Annotated in this window: 17 protein-coding genes; 10 read left to right on the top strand and 7 right to left on the bottom strand. The window is 65.6% G+C overall.

Annotated features, from left to right (window positions below):
- Positions 1 to 3: 3 nt before the first annotated feature.
- Complete coding sequence (locus tag ACQY80_RS11485; RefSeq protein ID WP_428679532.1) at positions 4 to 624, bottom strand: sigma-70 family RNA polymerase sigma factor; 621 nt, start codon at positions 622 to 624, stop codon at positions 4 to 6.
- A 71-nt stretch (positions 625 to 695) separates the two neighbouring features.
- Positions 696 to 1,100, bottom strand: coding sequence for a BLUF domain-containing protein (locus ACQY80_RS11480; protein ID WP_428679530.1), 405 nt, complete (start codon positions 1,098 to 1,100; stop codon positions 696 to 698).
- A 150-nt stretch (positions 1,101 to 1,250) separates the two neighbouring features.
- On the opposite strand from ACQY80_RS11480, the gene ACQY80_RS11475 reads away from it, so the two are divergent.
- The 4 genes from ACQY80_RS11475 (at position 1,251) to ACQY80_RS11460 (ending at position 4,271) form a co-directional block, all read left to right on the top strand.
- Positions 1,251 to 1,514, top strand: a complete 264-nt coding sequence (locus ACQY80_RS11475; RefSeq protein WP_428679527.1) for a NepR family anti-sigma factor — start codon at positions 1,251 to 1,253, stop codon at positions 1,512 to 1,514.
- A complete protein-coding gene (locus ACQY80_RS11470; RefSeq protein ID WP_428679525.1) occupies positions 1,514 to 2,149 on the top strand; it encodes a sigma-70 family RNA polymerase sigma factor in 636 nt (211 codons plus the stop codon). The genes ACQY80_RS11475 and ACQY80_RS11470 overlap by 1 nt, the downstream gene beginning before the upstream one ends.
- A gap of 77 nt (positions 2,150 to 2,226) precedes the next feature.
- The gene (locus ACQY80_RS11465) at positions 2,227 to 3,402 is read left to right on the top strand and encodes a PQQ-dependent sugar dehydrogenase (RefSeq protein ID WP_428679523.1); all 1,176 of its coding nucleotides are present in this window, start codon (positions 2,227 to 2,229) and stop codon (positions 3,400 to 3,402) included.
- Positions 3,403 to 3,521: 119 nt separating this feature from the next.
- On the top strand, positions 3,522 to 4,271 hold the full coding sequence (locus ACQY80_RS11460; protein ID WP_428679521.1) for an esterase/lipase family protein: 750 nt from the start codon (positions 3,522 to 3,524) through the stop codon (positions 4,269 to 4,271).
- Positions 4,272 to 4,280: 9 nt separating this feature from the next.
- Here ACQY80_RS11460 and ACQY80_RS11455 read toward each other — a convergent pair whose 3' ends face one another.
- Together ACQY80_RS11455 and ACQY80_RS11450 are read right to left on the bottom strand one after the other, a co-directional pair.
- Entirely contained in the window at positions 4,281 to 4,799 is a 519-nt protein-coding gene (locus ACQY80_RS11455; RefSeq protein ID WP_428679518.1) for a GNAT family N-acetyltransferase, read from the bottom strand.
- Between the two features lie 195 nt (positions 4,800 to 4,994).
- Positions 4,995 to 6,341 (bottom strand): M1 family aminopeptidase, encoded by a 1,347-nt coding sequence (locus ACQY80_RS11450; protein WP_428679515.1) that lies wholly within the window; start codon positions 6,339 to 6,341, stop codon positions 4,995 to 4,997.
- Between the two features lie 112 nt (positions 6,342 to 6,453).
- Here ACQY80_RS11450 and ACQY80_RS11445 point away from each other — a divergent pair, with 112 nt between their 5' ends.
- The 4 genes from ACQY80_RS11445 (at position 6,454) to ACQY80_RS11430 (ending at position 9,475) form a co-directional block, all read left to right on the top strand.
- Positions 6,454 to 6,912: an Rrf2 family transcriptional regulator gene (locus ACQY80_RS11445; protein WP_428679513.1), complete on the top strand. Its 459-nt coding sequence runs from the start codon at positions 6,454 to 6,456 to the stop codon at positions 6,910 to 6,912.
- Positions 6,905 to 7,600, top strand: a complete 696-nt coding sequence (locus ACQY80_RS11440; RefSeq protein WP_428679511.1) for a class I SAM-dependent methyltransferase — start codon at positions 6,905 to 6,907, stop codon at positions 7,598 to 7,600. Before ACQY80_RS11445 ends, ACQY80_RS11440 begins: the two co-directional genes overlap by 8 nt.
- A 101-nt stretch (positions 7,601 to 7,701) precedes the next feature.
- Positions 7,702 to 9,006, top strand: coding sequence for a S41 family peptidase (locus tag ACQY80_RS11435; protein WP_428679508.1), 1,305 nt, complete (start codon positions 7,702 to 7,704; stop codon positions 9,004 to 9,006).
- Entirely contained in the window at positions 8,990 to 9,475 is a 486-nt protein-coding gene (locus ACQY80_RS11430; RefSeq protein ID WP_428679505.1) for a MarR family winged helix-turn-helix transcriptional regulator, read from the top strand. The genes ACQY80_RS11435 and ACQY80_RS11430 overlap by 17 nt, the downstream gene beginning before the upstream one ends.
- Here ACQY80_RS11430 and ACQY80_RS11425 read toward each other — a convergent pair.
- Genes ACQY80_RS11425 through ACQY80_RS11415 form a run of 3 tightly spaced genes read right to left on the bottom strand, consistent with a single transcriptional unit; the run spans position 9,472 to position 11,351 of the window.
- Positions 9,472 to 9,864: an acyl-CoA thioesterase gene (locus tag ACQY80_RS11425; protein WP_428679503.1), complete on the bottom strand. Its 393-nt coding sequence runs from the start codon at positions 9,862 to 9,864 to the stop codon at positions 9,472 to 9,474. The genes ACQY80_RS11430 and ACQY80_RS11425 overlap by 4 nt on opposite strands.
- 12 nt (positions 9,865 to 9,876) lie before the next feature.
- Positions 9,877 to 10,104 carry a hypothetical protein gene (locus ACQY80_RS11420; protein ID WP_428679500.1) on the bottom strand — a complete coding sequence of 76 codons (228 nt, stop codon included), beginning with the start codon at positions 10,102 to 10,104 and terminating at the stop codon, positions 9,877 to 9,879.
- Positions 10,101 to 11,351, bottom strand: coding sequence for a threonine ammonia-lyase (locus tag ACQY80_RS11415; RefSeq protein ID WP_428679497.1), 1,251 nt, complete (start codon positions 11,349 to 11,351; stop codon positions 10,101 to 10,103). The genes ACQY80_RS11420 and ACQY80_RS11415 overlap by 4 nt, the downstream gene beginning before the upstream one ends.
- Positions 11,352 to 11,408: 57 nt before the next feature.
- Here ACQY80_RS11415 and ACQY80_RS11410 point away from each other — a divergent pair, with 57 nt between their 5' ends.
- Both ACQY80_RS11410 and ACQY80_RS11405 read left to right on the top strand, forming a co-directional pair.
- Positions 11,409 to 12,287 (top strand): NAD(P)-dependent oxidoreductase, encoded by an 879-nt coding sequence (locus ACQY80_RS11410; protein WP_428679494.1) that lies wholly within the window; start codon positions 11,409 to 11,411, stop codon positions 12,285 to 12,287.
- Complete coding sequence (locus ACQY80_RS11405) at positions 12,284 to 13,930, top strand: amidohydrolase (RefSeq protein ID WP_428679491.1); 1,647 nt, start codon at positions 12,284 to 12,286, stop codon at positions 13,928 to 13,930. The genes ACQY80_RS11410 and ACQY80_RS11405 overlap by 4 nt, the downstream gene beginning before the upstream one ends.
- Positions 13,931 to 13,961: the final 31 nt, after the last annotated feature.

Here is a 13,961-nt window from a genome sequence, read left to right as displayed (position 1 = left end):
TCCTCAATCCGGCGAGGGTCCGCCACCGGTCAGATGATCGACATCGCGCATGATGGTGGCAAAGGCCTCGCTCGGCACGAGCGGGTCTTCGCTGCGCAGCGGCATATTGCCGCCTTCCAATATGTCGTGCAGCGCCGACCGCGCGCGCGAGACGCGGCTCTTCATCGTGCCCACCGCACAGCCGCAGATCTCCGCCCCTTCCTCATAGGAAAGCTGGCCGGCGCCGATCAGGATCAGCGCCTCGCGCTGGTCGACCGGCAACATCATCAGCGCGCGCTGGACGTCGGCAAGATGCAGGCTGTCCGTCTGATCGTCGGGTGCGACGAGCAGACGCTCGGCGGCAAGTTCGTCATATTCGGCGGTGAATTTCTTGCGCCGCATCTGCGACAGGAAGCAGTTGCGCAGGATGACGAAGGCCCAGCTCTTCATGCTCGACCCGCCGGGAATATAGCTTCCACGCGCTTTCCACGCCTTCAGCATCGTTTCCTGAACCAAATCGTCAGCCATATCGGCGTTGCCGGTCAGGCTGCGGCCAAAAGCACGCAGGTGCGGCAACATGGCCGCCAGTTCCTGCTTGAAGCTGGCATCGTCGAGCGGTTGAGGCGTTTCGTCGCTGATAAACAAACCTTTGTCGGGAAAAGAGGAAGACAGTCCTTGGCTTAACGCATCGAAACGTCAATGCAAGGCGGACGCCCTCAAGCCGCCGGCCTGCGACGGCCCAAGGCCAGGAAATTGCCCATCAACCGCTCGTCCTGTTGATCGAGATGCCCATTTGCGGCCAGCCGCGAAAGGTCATGATCATGTCCCTGGAACGACGGATCATAGAGCATCGACCATTCGGCGAAGGTTCGGGTCTCGATCGTCCGGCGACGAAGTTCGACCATACCGCTATGCCGCGCGTCGGCGCGGATAATCGCAAGGCAGGCTTCGACCTTTTCGTCTGGCCCTTCAAGCGCCTGCATGAAGTTGAAGCCATTGTAGATGAGCGCGCCGGTCAGTTCGTCGCGCGCATTGTTACGGCGCGCCGACGTCAATATCGCGGCAATGTCGGCGTCGCGGACCAACGGGTCGGCAACACTCACATAAATAACGGAAAGCAAGGAGCGGTTCCCCGGCACATCGGCGTTTACCGACTGTAGTGTGACCCCTCACGCCGTTTTAATTAGGGCTGACGTTGCATTTTGGCAACGCATTCGTCGCAAAAATCTTTCGGGGCGGGAACCAGCAAGCGCCTTCCTCGTTGCTTCGTCATGGCAACGCATGGCAACAATCGGACAAATGGCAACGGGCGGCATCCTCGCCCGATCGCCGAGCCGCGCCGGGCGAATGGAAGCTTTCCCGGCACGAGCAGCGATCAGTGGCATCGCACGCTGACCGGGCGTCAGTCGCCCGAGCCGGTGAGCGCAAAGCTGCGCATGATCTATGGCAACATCGTCGCGGAACAGCTTCCCGACGATATGCTGGACCTGTTGTCGCAACTCGACGGCGACCATTCGAAAAGCCCGAAGCAATAATGACGCGAACCGATACGGCGCTGCCGCCGCAAGACGATAACTCGCTTTCGGACGGTGAATTCAAGGCGCTGCTCGCGGGCGTCATTCCCCATCTTCGCGCCTATGGCCGCAGCCTGTCGGGCAATCCCGATCTGGCCGACGATCTGACGCAGGACACGATGGTGAAGGCATGGGCGTCGCGCGAACGGTTCGAGAAGGGAACGTCGATCAAGGCGTGGACCTTCGTCATCCTGCGCAACACCTTTTTGTCGCAGATGCGCCGCAACAAGTTCCACGGCGAATATGACGAGGGCGCGGTCGAACGCACGCTCTCGACTCCCGCCAGCCAGGAGGACAGCGGCGAGATGGCTGACCTCCAGCGCGCGCTGATGGAATTGCCGCAGGACCAGCGCGAGGCGCTGATCCTGGTGGGCGCCGGCGGCCTGTCGTACGAGGAAGCGGCGAGCATCTGCGACTGCGCGCTCGGCACGATGAAGAGCCGCGTCTCCCGCGCCCGCTCCGCCCTCGAAGAGATCATGAACAGCGGGCAGTTCACCCAGAAGCGCGCCGACGCGCCGCCTGCCAGCGAAGCGATCGATTCGATCATGGACAGCGTCGAAGAAATCACCGCGCGGCGCGAGGCGGCGAACCGGTAACGGCCCGCCACCTCTCGACTTTGTTATCGCGGCGCGCCAGACTGATTGTCCGTCCCCCAAGCAAAGCGAGCCTCCCCATGAAGAAGATTCCCGCGATCGCCCTGTCGACGGCGATGATCGTCGCCGCCTGCTCGGCCGGCACCACCAGCAATGCCGCCCCGGCCGACACCGCCAAACTCGACGCGACCGGCGAACAGCCCGCGACCCCACTCGCGAGCGCACCCTTCGCGGTGCAGGAGATCGCAAAGTTCAACGAGCCCTGGGCGATGGCCTTTCTGCCGCGCGGCAAGCAGGCGCTGGTTACCGAGAAGTCGGGCAAGCTGAAACTCTGGCAGGAAGGCGGCGCGACGCTCGACGTCGCGGGCGCGCCGACGGTGGCCTATGGTGGTCAGGGCGGTTTCGGCGACGTGGTCCTCGCGCCCGATTTCGCGACCAGCGGCACGATCTATCTGAGCTGGGTCGAGGCAGGCGACGCCGGCACCTTTGGCGCGGTGGTCGGCAAGGCGAAGTTCGTGAACGGCGCGAGCCCGCGGATCGAGGGTCTGCAGACGATCTGGAAGCAGGACCCGAAGGTTCCCGGCCGCGGCCATTTTTCGCACCGCCTCGCCTTCTCGCCCGACGGCCAATATCTGTTCATCGGCTCGGGCGAGCGGCAGAAGTTCGATCCTGCGCAGGACATGAAAGCGAACCTCGGCAAGATCCTGCGACTGAAGCCCGACGGCAGCATTCCTGCGGACAATCCCTTTGCGTCGCAAGGCGGCGTCACCGCGCAGATCTGGTCACTCGGCCACCGCAACATCCTCGGCCTCGCCTTCGACGGCGCCGGCAAGCTGTGGAATCAGGAGATGGGGCCGAAGGGCGGCGACGAGGTCAATCTGGTCGCGGCAAAGGCGAACTACGGCTATCCGATCGTCTCGAACGGCGATCATTATGACGGCAAGGACATCCCCGATCACCCAACGCGCCCCGAATTCGCGGCGCCCAAGCTGTGGTGGAACCCCTCGGTCTCGCCCGCCGGGCTCGCCTGGTACGGCGGCGACGTCTATCCGGGTTGGAAGAACAGCCTGCTGATGGGGGCGCTGTCGGGCGAAGGCCTGATCCGGATGGCGATCGACGGCGATACGCTGCACAAATCGGACCGCTGGGATTTCGGCCAGCGCATCCGCGAGGTCGAGGTGCGCGAGGACGGCACCGTCTGGCTGCTCACCGACGGCGAAGGCGGCAAGCTCTTGAAGCTCGTCCCGAAAGGCTAGAACCAATATCGTCACCCCGGGGACTTGATCCGGGGTCCCGCTTCCCCATCTCGATATCAGGCAAGGGTCAGCAGGATTCCCGCTTTCGCGGGAATGACGAATATGGGATTAGGCCCACGATGATCCGCGGTTTCCTCACCCGGCGCGCTGAATGGCCGGCGCGCATTCCCGACCCCGACGCGCCGCCGTCGCTGTCGTTGCTGTGGCGCGAGGTCGGGGCAGTGTTGCGCGCGATCGGCGGGCGCATCCGCCCGATGCCGCCCGAGCCAAACCCCGACAGCGAACATCCGCCGGTGATGGTCCTTCCCGGCTTCCTGTCGGGCGACTGGGCGACGAAGGCGCTGCGCGGCGACCTCCGCCGCGCGGGTTTTCGCTGCTATGCCTGGGGTCTCGGCTTCAACCGCGGCGCCACGCCCGACATCATCGAACGCATCGACACGCGCGTGCAGTGGATCATCGATCGCACCGGCTATGCCCCCGCGCTCGTCGGCTGGAGCCTCGGCGGCATTTACGCGCGCGAATATGCAAAGCACCATCCGGACAAGGTCGCGCGCGTCGTGACGCTCGGCTCGCCCTTTTCGGGCAGCCGCCGCGCCAACCGCGCGTGGCGCCTCTATCACCTCGTCGCGCGGCACCCGGTCGACAATCCGCCGATCGACTTCCACCCAGCGCCGCGCCCCGAAATGCCGACCTTCGCGCTCTGGTCGAAGCATGACGGCGTCGTCGCGGTGAACAGCGCGCGCGGCACCCGCGACGAGAGCGACCGGCGGATCGAGGTCGACTGCGGCCATATGGGCTTTGCCTATGCGCCCAATTCGGTCGCCGCGATCGTCAAGGCGCTGACCGAAGAGGTCGGTGAAGCGGCCTGACCGCGCCGCTCAGCAAACGTCGATGCGGTCGAGCGGTGCCGGGCGCCAAGCGTGCAGCATCCGCCCCGGCCGCCGCCCCGCAAGCCCCGTCGACACGAAACCGGCGCGGCGCAGCACGGCGCGCGACGGCACATTATCGGGATGGCATTCGGCAACAACCGAACAGCCCGGCCGCGACGAGACCAGCGCGCCGACGACTGCACGCACCGCCTCGGTCGCGATGCCGCGCCCGCGCGCCCTCGCCGCGAACCAGTAACCGATCTCGTAATCCTGCCCCGCGCGGCGATGGACGCCGATCACGCCGTTGAGTTCGGCGCTTCCACTGCCGCGCACCGCGTGAAAGACGTCCCCGCCGCCCGACCGGGCGATCAGAGCGCGCGCGTCGCCTTCGGTGAAGGGCGCCGGCAGGAAGTCGATCCGCGAGGTCACCGAATCATCGGTGATCGCGGCCAGTTCGCGCGCATCGTCCGCGGTCAGCGGTGTGATGCGGCAATGGTCGGTCGACAGGGCAAGCAAGGTATCGGTCATGTCGCGTCTTCTTAAAAAACGCACGCCGTGACCGGTGGGGTGGTGGAACAATGATCCTTCGCCTTCCGAACACGGCGGCGATGGTCAAAGGGTGATGCCATGCCGCTCCTATGTAAAGGAGCGCCAATACGCCTTGAATCGAGTGGATCGGTCGTTGGTCATCGCGGGCGGGTCTATGCGCCTTTCCCGCGTCGGTCAATCGCCAAGCAGGGCATCGATCGCCGGCGCCGCATCGAGATTGCCCGCAATCAGCGTCTCGATCCGTGTGATCCGGTCGGCCGACACCCCGAAAGCGCGCGCCGCCTTCAGCCATTCTGCACCCGTCACCTTGCCGTCGGCATCGCTTTCGATCAGTCCGCGCACGAAGTCCGGGAAGCCCTTGCCGCGCGGCTGTCCGGCCTTGTCCACCGCCTGCGCGAAAAGCGATCCGCAGGCATAATAGGCGCGCTGGTCGTTGCGGCGCCGGGCGTCGGCGAGCGAGCCTTTGGCAAGTGCGGCGACGCAATCGCCGCGCGCATCGGCCATGAAGGCCTTGCCATCATAGGCGGGGTCGGCGCGCAGCGCGACCTGCATCGCCAGAAAATCTGCCCCGCCCTCGGTAATCCACGCCTCGTCGGGCGTGGCATAGCCGATCGTCTGGCCAAGCCAGAAATGCGCGGCTTCGTGCGCGATGAACCAGCGCATCCGGTTGAGCGCGTCCGGCGTCTCCTTCATGAGCTGCTTGCCCTCAAGTCGCATCGTGATGAGGCCCGGCGTCACGCTGCCCCCGGTGCTCGATCCCGCGAAGTCCGCACCCGCCCAGCTTGCGATCACCATCGGGCGGTTGCTTTTGTGCGGCCCCATTTCAGCCTCGAACCCGCGAAAGACCGACGGGGTAAAATCGCGAAGGCGCGCCGAGATCCAGCCCGGCAGTCCGGGGTCCAATATCGTGGCCACCGGATCATCGGGCGAAAGCGCAACATCGCCGATATAGACATAATTGTCGCCGATATCGTCGGCCCGGGTCACCCGCCGTCCTTCAAAGAGCAGCGGCGCACCACCGGCGGTGAGTGAAATATGCGCCGGATACTCCCGTGGCTCCCGCAGCGCCTCAACCGCCTCGCGGCTTTCCGCGGGGAAGAGATTATAATGCCCGCCATAGATGGCGAGCGTGCCGTCGGAGAGGATGATCGCGGGGTCATAGTCGGCGATCAGATCCTTCGCGAGCGGCTGGAACCGGATCGTCACTTCGCGCGGGACATGACCCTTCGCCGCGACGAAGACGTCGAAATCGCCGATCCGCACCAGCGATACGCCCGGCGTCAACACCTCCCAGCTCTCGGGCCGCCAGGGCGTTTCGCCGACCTGCAGCAGCGCCGAGCGCTCGAAGGCCCAGACCGGTGCATCGGCCGCGAAGCGGAACCGCGCCTTCCACTCGTCGCCCTCGCGAAAGATCAGCACATCGTTCGCCGGAGTCGCGGCGACAGCCCTCGTCTCGCGCGGCGGCGAATTGACAGAGCAAGCGGTCAGCAGGGAAAGGAACAGCACCGGAAGAAATTTCATGACACCCCCAAAATGGCAGAAAATTCCCGGTAGTCAGCGGGATAGCAGCGGCCTTCGCGCGCTGTCAACCACCGGCCTTGACGCTGCCATATCACGCACTATTTAAAGTTACATGAAACGCGACAGCCGACTCTCGGGCGTGCTCCACGTCCTGCTTCACATGTCCGAGCAGAGCGCCCCGATGACGTCGGAGCAGCTCGCCAGGGCGATGCAGACCAATCCGGTGGTGATCCGCCGCATCCTCGGCGGGCTTCGCGACGCGGGCTTCGTCCACAGCGAAAAGGGCCATGGCGGCGGCTGGACGATCGCGCGCGATCTGGCGTCGATCACGATGCGCGACATCTATGATGCGATCGGGCGACCCAATCTGATGGCGATGGGCAACCGCACCGAAGCACCCGGCTGCCTCGTCGAACAGGCGGTCAACGCCGCGCTCGACACGAGCTTCCGCGAGGCCGAGGCGCTGTTGCTGGACCGTTTAGGCGGGGTCACGCTCGCCGCGCTCGCCGCCGATTTCCACACGCGCATGGCCGCGCGTTCTTCCCACGAAAAGGATCCCCACCATGGCTGATGGCGCGCAGCATTTTCTCGACAGTTTCAAGGATCCGGCAGCGGTCGCGCGTTATACCGAAGGACCGCGGCGCTTCGTCCCCGGTCTCGACGGACTGCACCGCATGACCGGATTGTTGCTCGCCGAGCAGGTGCCCGAGGACGCGCATATCCTCGTCCTTGGCGCGGGCGGCGGCCTCGAACTCCGGGCGCTCGCCGAGGCTCATCCGGGCTGGCGCTTCACCGGCGTCGATCCCGCGGGTCCGATGCTCGACCTCGCCGCCGATGTGCTTGGTCCCGACGCCCACCGCGCCGATCTGGTCGAGGGCTATATCGATGACGCCCCCGCCGGGCCGTTCGACGGCGCGACCTGCCTGCTGACGCTGCACTTCCTCGCGACCGAAGAACGCATCCGCACCGCCGCCGAAATCCGCCGCCGCCTTAAGCCCGGCGCGCCGTTCGTTGCCGCGCATGGCAGCTTCCCGCAAGGCGCGGACGTGCGCGACCGCTGGCTCGACCGCTACGCCGCCTTTGCCATCGCCTCGGGCGGCGACCCCGAGCAGGTCGCCAAGGGCCGGCAGGCGGTTGCAACGCACGTCGCGATGCTCAGCCCCGAAGACGATGAAGCGGTGCTGCGCGCGGCCGGCTTCTCCGGTGTCGAACAATTCTATGCGGCTTTCACCTGGCGCGGATGGATATCCTACGCCTGAGCGACGCCACTTCCGCTTGCCCGACTCATTTATACAATATATTGCGCAATATATTGTATAAATGAGTCGGGAGTGAAAATGCTGTGCAGAGTTCAAGGACAATGGGGTCGATTCTGATCGCTCTATCGGCGTGGCTACCCTGCACCGCTGCGGCAGGCGACCCGCCGCTCACCGCCACCGAACGGCGCGCGGTCGTCGACGACCTCGGCCGGACGCTCGAGGCAAATTATATCTTTCCCGACAAGGCGAAGATCATCGCCCGGACATTGCGCGAGCACCTCGACAGGGGCGATTATGACGATGCCGGGACCAAGGCCGCGCTGGCCGATGAACTGACGCGCGATCTGGTCGCTGCGAGCAATGATCTCCATTTCTTCGTCGGCGTCGATCCCGCCTTCGTCGCCGATTATGCCGCGAAGAAAGATCCGCTGCTCTCGGTGGTTCTTCGCGCCAAGGAACGGCAGGCGGAGGCGCGCGACAATTTCGGCTTTACCGATCTTCGCATTTTGGATGGCAATGTCGCCTATGTCGGCCTGTCGCATTTCGCCGACCCCGAGCTCGGCTATGACGCCGCAGCGTCGGCAATGCGCTTCATCGAGAACAGCGACGCCGTCATCTATGACCTTCGTTATAACAACGGCGGCGCACTCGAAATGGCGCAGTTGCTCGCGAGCCAGCTCTTTCGCGGCGACAAGGATCAGGAGCTCTTCGATTATTATTACAGCGACGACGGCAAGCGCATCGCGCGCGGGCAGTGGGTGCTACCCGCCCTTCCCGCCAAGCGCCTGACGGGCAAGCCCGTCTATATCCTCACCGCCTCGACGAGCTTCTCGGCCGCCGAATGGTTCGCCTATTCGCTCCACAAGCTCGGCCGCGCAACGCTGGTCGGCGAACGTACGGCGGGCGGCGCGCATCCGGTCGACCGCAAACCGGTGGGAAATGATTTCTTCGTTCAGGTACCGATCGGCCAGATCATGGACCCCGTCGACCATGGCGATTTCGAAGGCCAGGGCGTCGCACCCGATCATGCCGTGGCATCGGCCGACGCGCTGGGCGTCGCGCACCGCCTGGCACTCGCCGACATCGCCCGGGCCGACCCGGCGAAGCAGGCCGATATCGACTGGCTTGCCCCGACGCTCGCCGCGCCGGCCGACGTCAGGCCGGCCGACCTTAAGGCCGTCGCGGGCCGCTACGAAGGCCGACGGATCGATATCGTGGGCGGCAAGCTGCTCTATACCTGGCGCGACCGGTTCCGCCTGCAACTCGACCCCCTTGGTGATGACCTGTTCGCCATCGAGGGCGTGCGCGACTTCCGCTTTCGTATCCTGCGCAAAGCAGGCAGGGTCGCGGCACTGCAACGCATCAACCGCGACGGAACGACGATCGACTATGCCCGCCTCCCCTGACATGGCCTCCGACCTTGACGATGTCGCCTTTCTCGGGCGGCTCAGCGAGGCGCTGAGCACGACCATCGAAGACCAGACGCGCCCCCTGTTCGACGCCGCCGGCATCGTCGTGCCGGTAAAATCCTGTTCGCTGCTCACCGCACTCGCCAAGGCTGGCGAGGCGTCGGCCGCAGACCTTGCCCGTGCGCTCGGTCAGTCGCACCAGCTGGTGGTCCAGAAATGCCCCGCGCTGCTCCGCCTCGGCCTGATCACCCAGCAGGCCGACCCCGGTGACGCACGGCGCAAACTGTTCCGGATCACCGACGAAGGCCAAGACCAACTCGCCCGCATCGCGGCGTACAGCGAGCGGATCGGCGGGGTTTATCGCACCCTCTTCGAGGAGGTCGGCGATGTCCATGGCGCGATATTGAGAACGCTGGCGGCGCTGGAGGAGAGGCCGCTGCGCGACCGCATCGAGGACCAGAATTAGACCGCGAACGGCGCGACAATCTCGTCCGTAACACGCAGCGGCCGGCCGCTCGCCTTGTCGAGCAGCGCCCACACTGTCCGCGCCCGGACATGGACCTTGCCGTCGGCGCCGGTGAATTCCATGAAACGGTCGAACTTCGCGCCCTGCGGCTTGTCGGCAACCCACGTCCGCGCGGTCACCGCTTCGCCGGGACCAAGCGCGCGAAGATAGTCGATCTCGTGACGCACCACGACCCAGATATAGGCGTCCTTGTGGCTCTGCGGCGCCGCGGCATCCCAATGCCCCGTCGCGACCTGCTGGATCCATTGGACCCAGACGGCATTGTTGACATGGCCGAGCTCGTCGATGCTCTCGGGCGTGGCGGTGAAGGAGAGAGTGAAGTCTTTCATTTCTCGCTCTCTCTAGTCGAAGCCGAGCGGGAACCAAACGCCGCGTTTGAACCAGTTGCCCATATTCGGAATGACATGGCCCTGATCCAGCTCGCTCATGCTCGAAAGCGGATCGATCGATTTGACGTCGGACGCGCCAAGAGCATGCGCAGCAAGGGCAAGGGCCTCCTTCTCGTCCTTCGCGGTGACCCCTATGCCGTAACTGCCCTCAACCCCGATCCAGTAGGGCCGCAGCCTCACGCCAGCTCGACCGTCGTCACCATATAGCCCGCGTCGCGGAGCGCGGCGACAAGGCTGTCGAGATGCTCGCGGTCGCGCGCTTCGCATTCGATGTCGGTGATCAGGCCCTTGGCGGGCAAGGTCGTGAAGATGCGCTGGTGATAGATTTCGATGATGTTGACCTGCTTCTCGTCGAACAGCTTCATCACCTTGAACAGCGCGCCCGGCCGGTCCTGCAAGCGGATGCGCAGGCGCGCGATGCGGCCCGAACGTGCCAGATCACGCAGCAGCACATTCGCGAGCAGGCGCGTGTCGATATTGCCGCCGGTGAGGACCAGCCCGACCTTGCGCCCCGCAAACTCTTCGGGATGCGCGAGCATCGCCGCGAGGCCCGCGGCGCCCGCGCCTTCGACCACCGTCTTTTCGATCTGCAGCAGCAGGCTGACCGCGCGCTCCAGATGACGCTCGGCCACCAGCACGATATCGTCGTTGAGGTCGGCGACGAGCTTGCGCGTATAGGCGCCCGGCTCCTTCACTGCGATGCCTTCGGCCAGCGTGTCACCCTCGCACGCCATGTCGACGCCGTTCAGTTCGGCATACATCGACGGATAGAGTTCGGCCTGTACGCCGACGAGGCGCATGTCATTCTTGATCCCGCGCGCCGCGGTGCCCATGCCGGCGAGCAGTCCGCCGCCGCCGATCGGCACGATCAGCGTGTCGAGATCGGGCACATCCTCGAGCATTTCGAGCGCGACCGTTCCCTGCCCCGCCGCGACATGCGGATGGTCGAAGGGATGGACGAAGGTCAGGCCGCGTTCGACCTCCAGCACGCGCGCATGCGCATAGGCATCGTCGAAGGTCTCGCCATGCAGGACGATGGTCGCGCCGTGGCTCGCGGTCTGCGAAACTTTCACCTGCGGCGTGGTGCTGGGCATCACGATGGTGACGGGCACGCCGAGCCGCTTGCCATGATAGGCCAGGCCCTGCGCATGATTGCCAGCCGACGCTGCGATCGCGCCGCGCGCCTTGGCTTCGTCGCTGAGCAGCAGCAACGCGTTCAAGGCACCGCGTTCCTTGTACGCTGCGGTGAATTGCAGATTCTCGAACTTCAGCCAGACTTCGGCGCCGACCAGCTCCGACAGCGTCTGCGAATGGAGGGTCGGCGTCCGCACGACCGCGCCGTTAATTCGCTCTGCCGCCGCACGCACATCGTCCAATGTGATGGCCGGAAGATCGGCCGCGGAGGTCAGGGTGAGTTGATCGGTCATAACGACAGGCGCCCTAGCCTATCTGGCGCGTGAAGCAAACAATGCTATGGACCCTGCATGAGCGAACAGAAATTGCGCGTCACTTTCATCGGCACCGGCGTCATGGGCGGACCGATGGCGGGGCATCTCGTCAAGGCGGGGCACGACCTGACCGTCTATAATCGCACCCGGGCCAAGGCAGACGCATGGGTCGCCACCTATGGCGGCGCTGCGGCGTCGACGCCCGCCGAGGCCGCGAAGGACGCCGATGTCGTCCTGACCTGCGTCGGCAATGACGACGACCTCGCGCAGGTAACGCTCGGCCGCGACGGCGCCTTCCGCGCGATGAAAAAGGGCGCGCTGTTCGTCGATCACACCACCGTTTCGGCGCGGATCGCGCGCCAGCTTTCGGTCGAAGCCGAAGGGCTCGGCATCCACAGCCTCGATGCGCCGGTCTCGGGCGGCGAAGCGGGCGCGCAGAACGGCACGCTGTCGATCATGTGCGGCGGCACAAAGGTGGCGTTCGAGGCGGCGGCGCCGGTGATGCAGGCCTATGCCGCGCGCATGGTCCATATCGGCGGTCCCGGCGCGGGGCAGACCACCAAGATGGTCAACCAGATCGCGATCGCGGGCGTGCTGGAAGGGCTTTCCGAGGCGCTGCGCTTCGCGCAGGCGTCGCGGCTCGACACCGACAAGGTATTCGAAGCGGTGTCAGGCGGCGCGGCGGCAAGCTGGCAGATGCTCAACCGCTGGGGCACAATGGCGAAGGACGAGTTCGACTTTGGCTTTGCCGTCGACTGGATGCGCAAGGATCTGGGCCTCGCGCTCGACGAGGCGCGCGTCAACGGCGCGACGCTTCCCGTCGCGAGCCTCGTGGATCAGTTCTACGCCGAGGTGCAGAAGGCCGGCGGCGGCCGCAAGGATACCAGTTCGCTCGTGACGAGGTTGCCGAAATGAAACGCCTGATCCTCGCCTCGCTCGCCCTCACCTTCGCGGTTCCCGCGCACGCCGACACGTTGGTCGACAATGTCAACGGCATCACGCTCGACAAGGACGGCAAGGTCGTCCGCTTCACTGGCCTGCTCATCGGCAGCGACGGCAAGGTGAAGCAGTTGCTCGACCGCAAGGACAAGCGCCCCGAACGCCCCGACTTCAAGGAAGACGGCAAGGGCCGGACGATGATTCCGGGCCTGATTGACGCGCACGGCCATGTGATGGGGCTGGGCTTCCAGCTGATGCTGCTCGACCTCTCGGACACCAATTCGCTGGCCGAGGCGCAAGCCGCGATCCGGAAATATGCTGCCGAAAATCCCGAAATGCCGTGGATCATCGGCCGCGGCTGGAATCAGGAGAAATGGGGCCTCGGCCGCTTCCCGACCGCCACCGATCTCGACGCCGCCGTGCCGAACCGGCCCGTGTGGCTCGAACGGATCGACGGCCATGCCGGCTGGGCGAACAGCGCGGCGATGGCTGTCGCCAAGATCACGCCCGCGACCAAGGCGCCCGAGGGTGGGCGCATCGAGGCGGCGGGCGGCAAGCCGAGCGGCGTGTTCGTCGATGCCGCGATGAGCCTGATCGACAGCGCCAAGCCCAAGCCGCTCGCCCGCGACCTCGACCGCGCCTTCCTGCTGGCGCAACAGAAGCTGATCTCGCAGGGGATCACGAGTATCGCCGACATGGGTACCTCGATCGCCGAATGGCAGGCCTATCGCCGTGCCGGCGACAAGAAACAGCTCGCGGTCCGCATCCTGAGCTATGGCGGCGACATCGACAATATGGCGCTGATCGCCGGGTCAGAACCGACGCCGTGGCTCTATGACGACCGCCTGCGCATGGTCGGGGTGAAGCTCTATCTCGACGGCGCACTCGGCTCGCGCGGCGCATGGCTGAAGGCACCGTACAGCGACGCCCCGGGGCAGAAGGGCCTGCCGCTGCTCACCCCGGCGCAGCTCCGCAACAAGATGGTCCGCGCGTCGATGGACAAGTTCCAGGTCGCAATCCACGCGATCGGCGACGCCGCCAATGCCGAGGCGCTCGATGCGATCGGCGACCTCAGCCGCGACCTGCCCGGCGAACGCCGCTGGCGCATCGAGCATGCGCAGATCGTCGATCCGGTCGACATCCCGCGCTTTGCCGAGCTCAAGGTCATCGCCTCGATGCAGCCCACGCACCAGACAAGCGACCGCCAGATGGCCGAAGCGCGGCTTGGCCCCGACCGGCTGAAGGGCGCTTATGCGTGGCGCAGCATGGAAAAGGCGGGGGTCCGCCTGGCTTTCGGATCGGACGTGCCGGTCGAGAGCGCGAACCCCTTCCCTGGCATCGCCGCCGCGATCTCGCGCACCGACGCCGCCGGCCAGCCAATCGGGGGTTGGCGCCCCGAGGAAACGGTCAGCCGCGAAAGCGCGCTCGACGGCTTCACCCGCACCGCCGCCTTTGCCGCCTTTGCCGAGGACCGGCTGGGAACGCTGATGCCGGGCATGCGTGCCGACTTCCTGTTCCTCGACGGCGATCCCCTGCTCGCGAGCCCCGACGAGATCCGCAAGATGGTCCCGCTCGAAACCTGGATCGGCGGCTATCGCTATTACAAGAAGGGCGGCTAGAGCGTGACGCCATCCTTCAAATTCGTCATTG

Source organism: Sphingopyxis sp. (assembly GCF_965279755.1).
Classification (GTDB): Bacteria; Pseudomonadota; Alphaproteobacteria; order Sphingomonadales; family Sphingomonadaceae; genus Sphingopyxis.
This window is presented reverse-complemented; position numbering and strand designations above follow the sequence as displayed.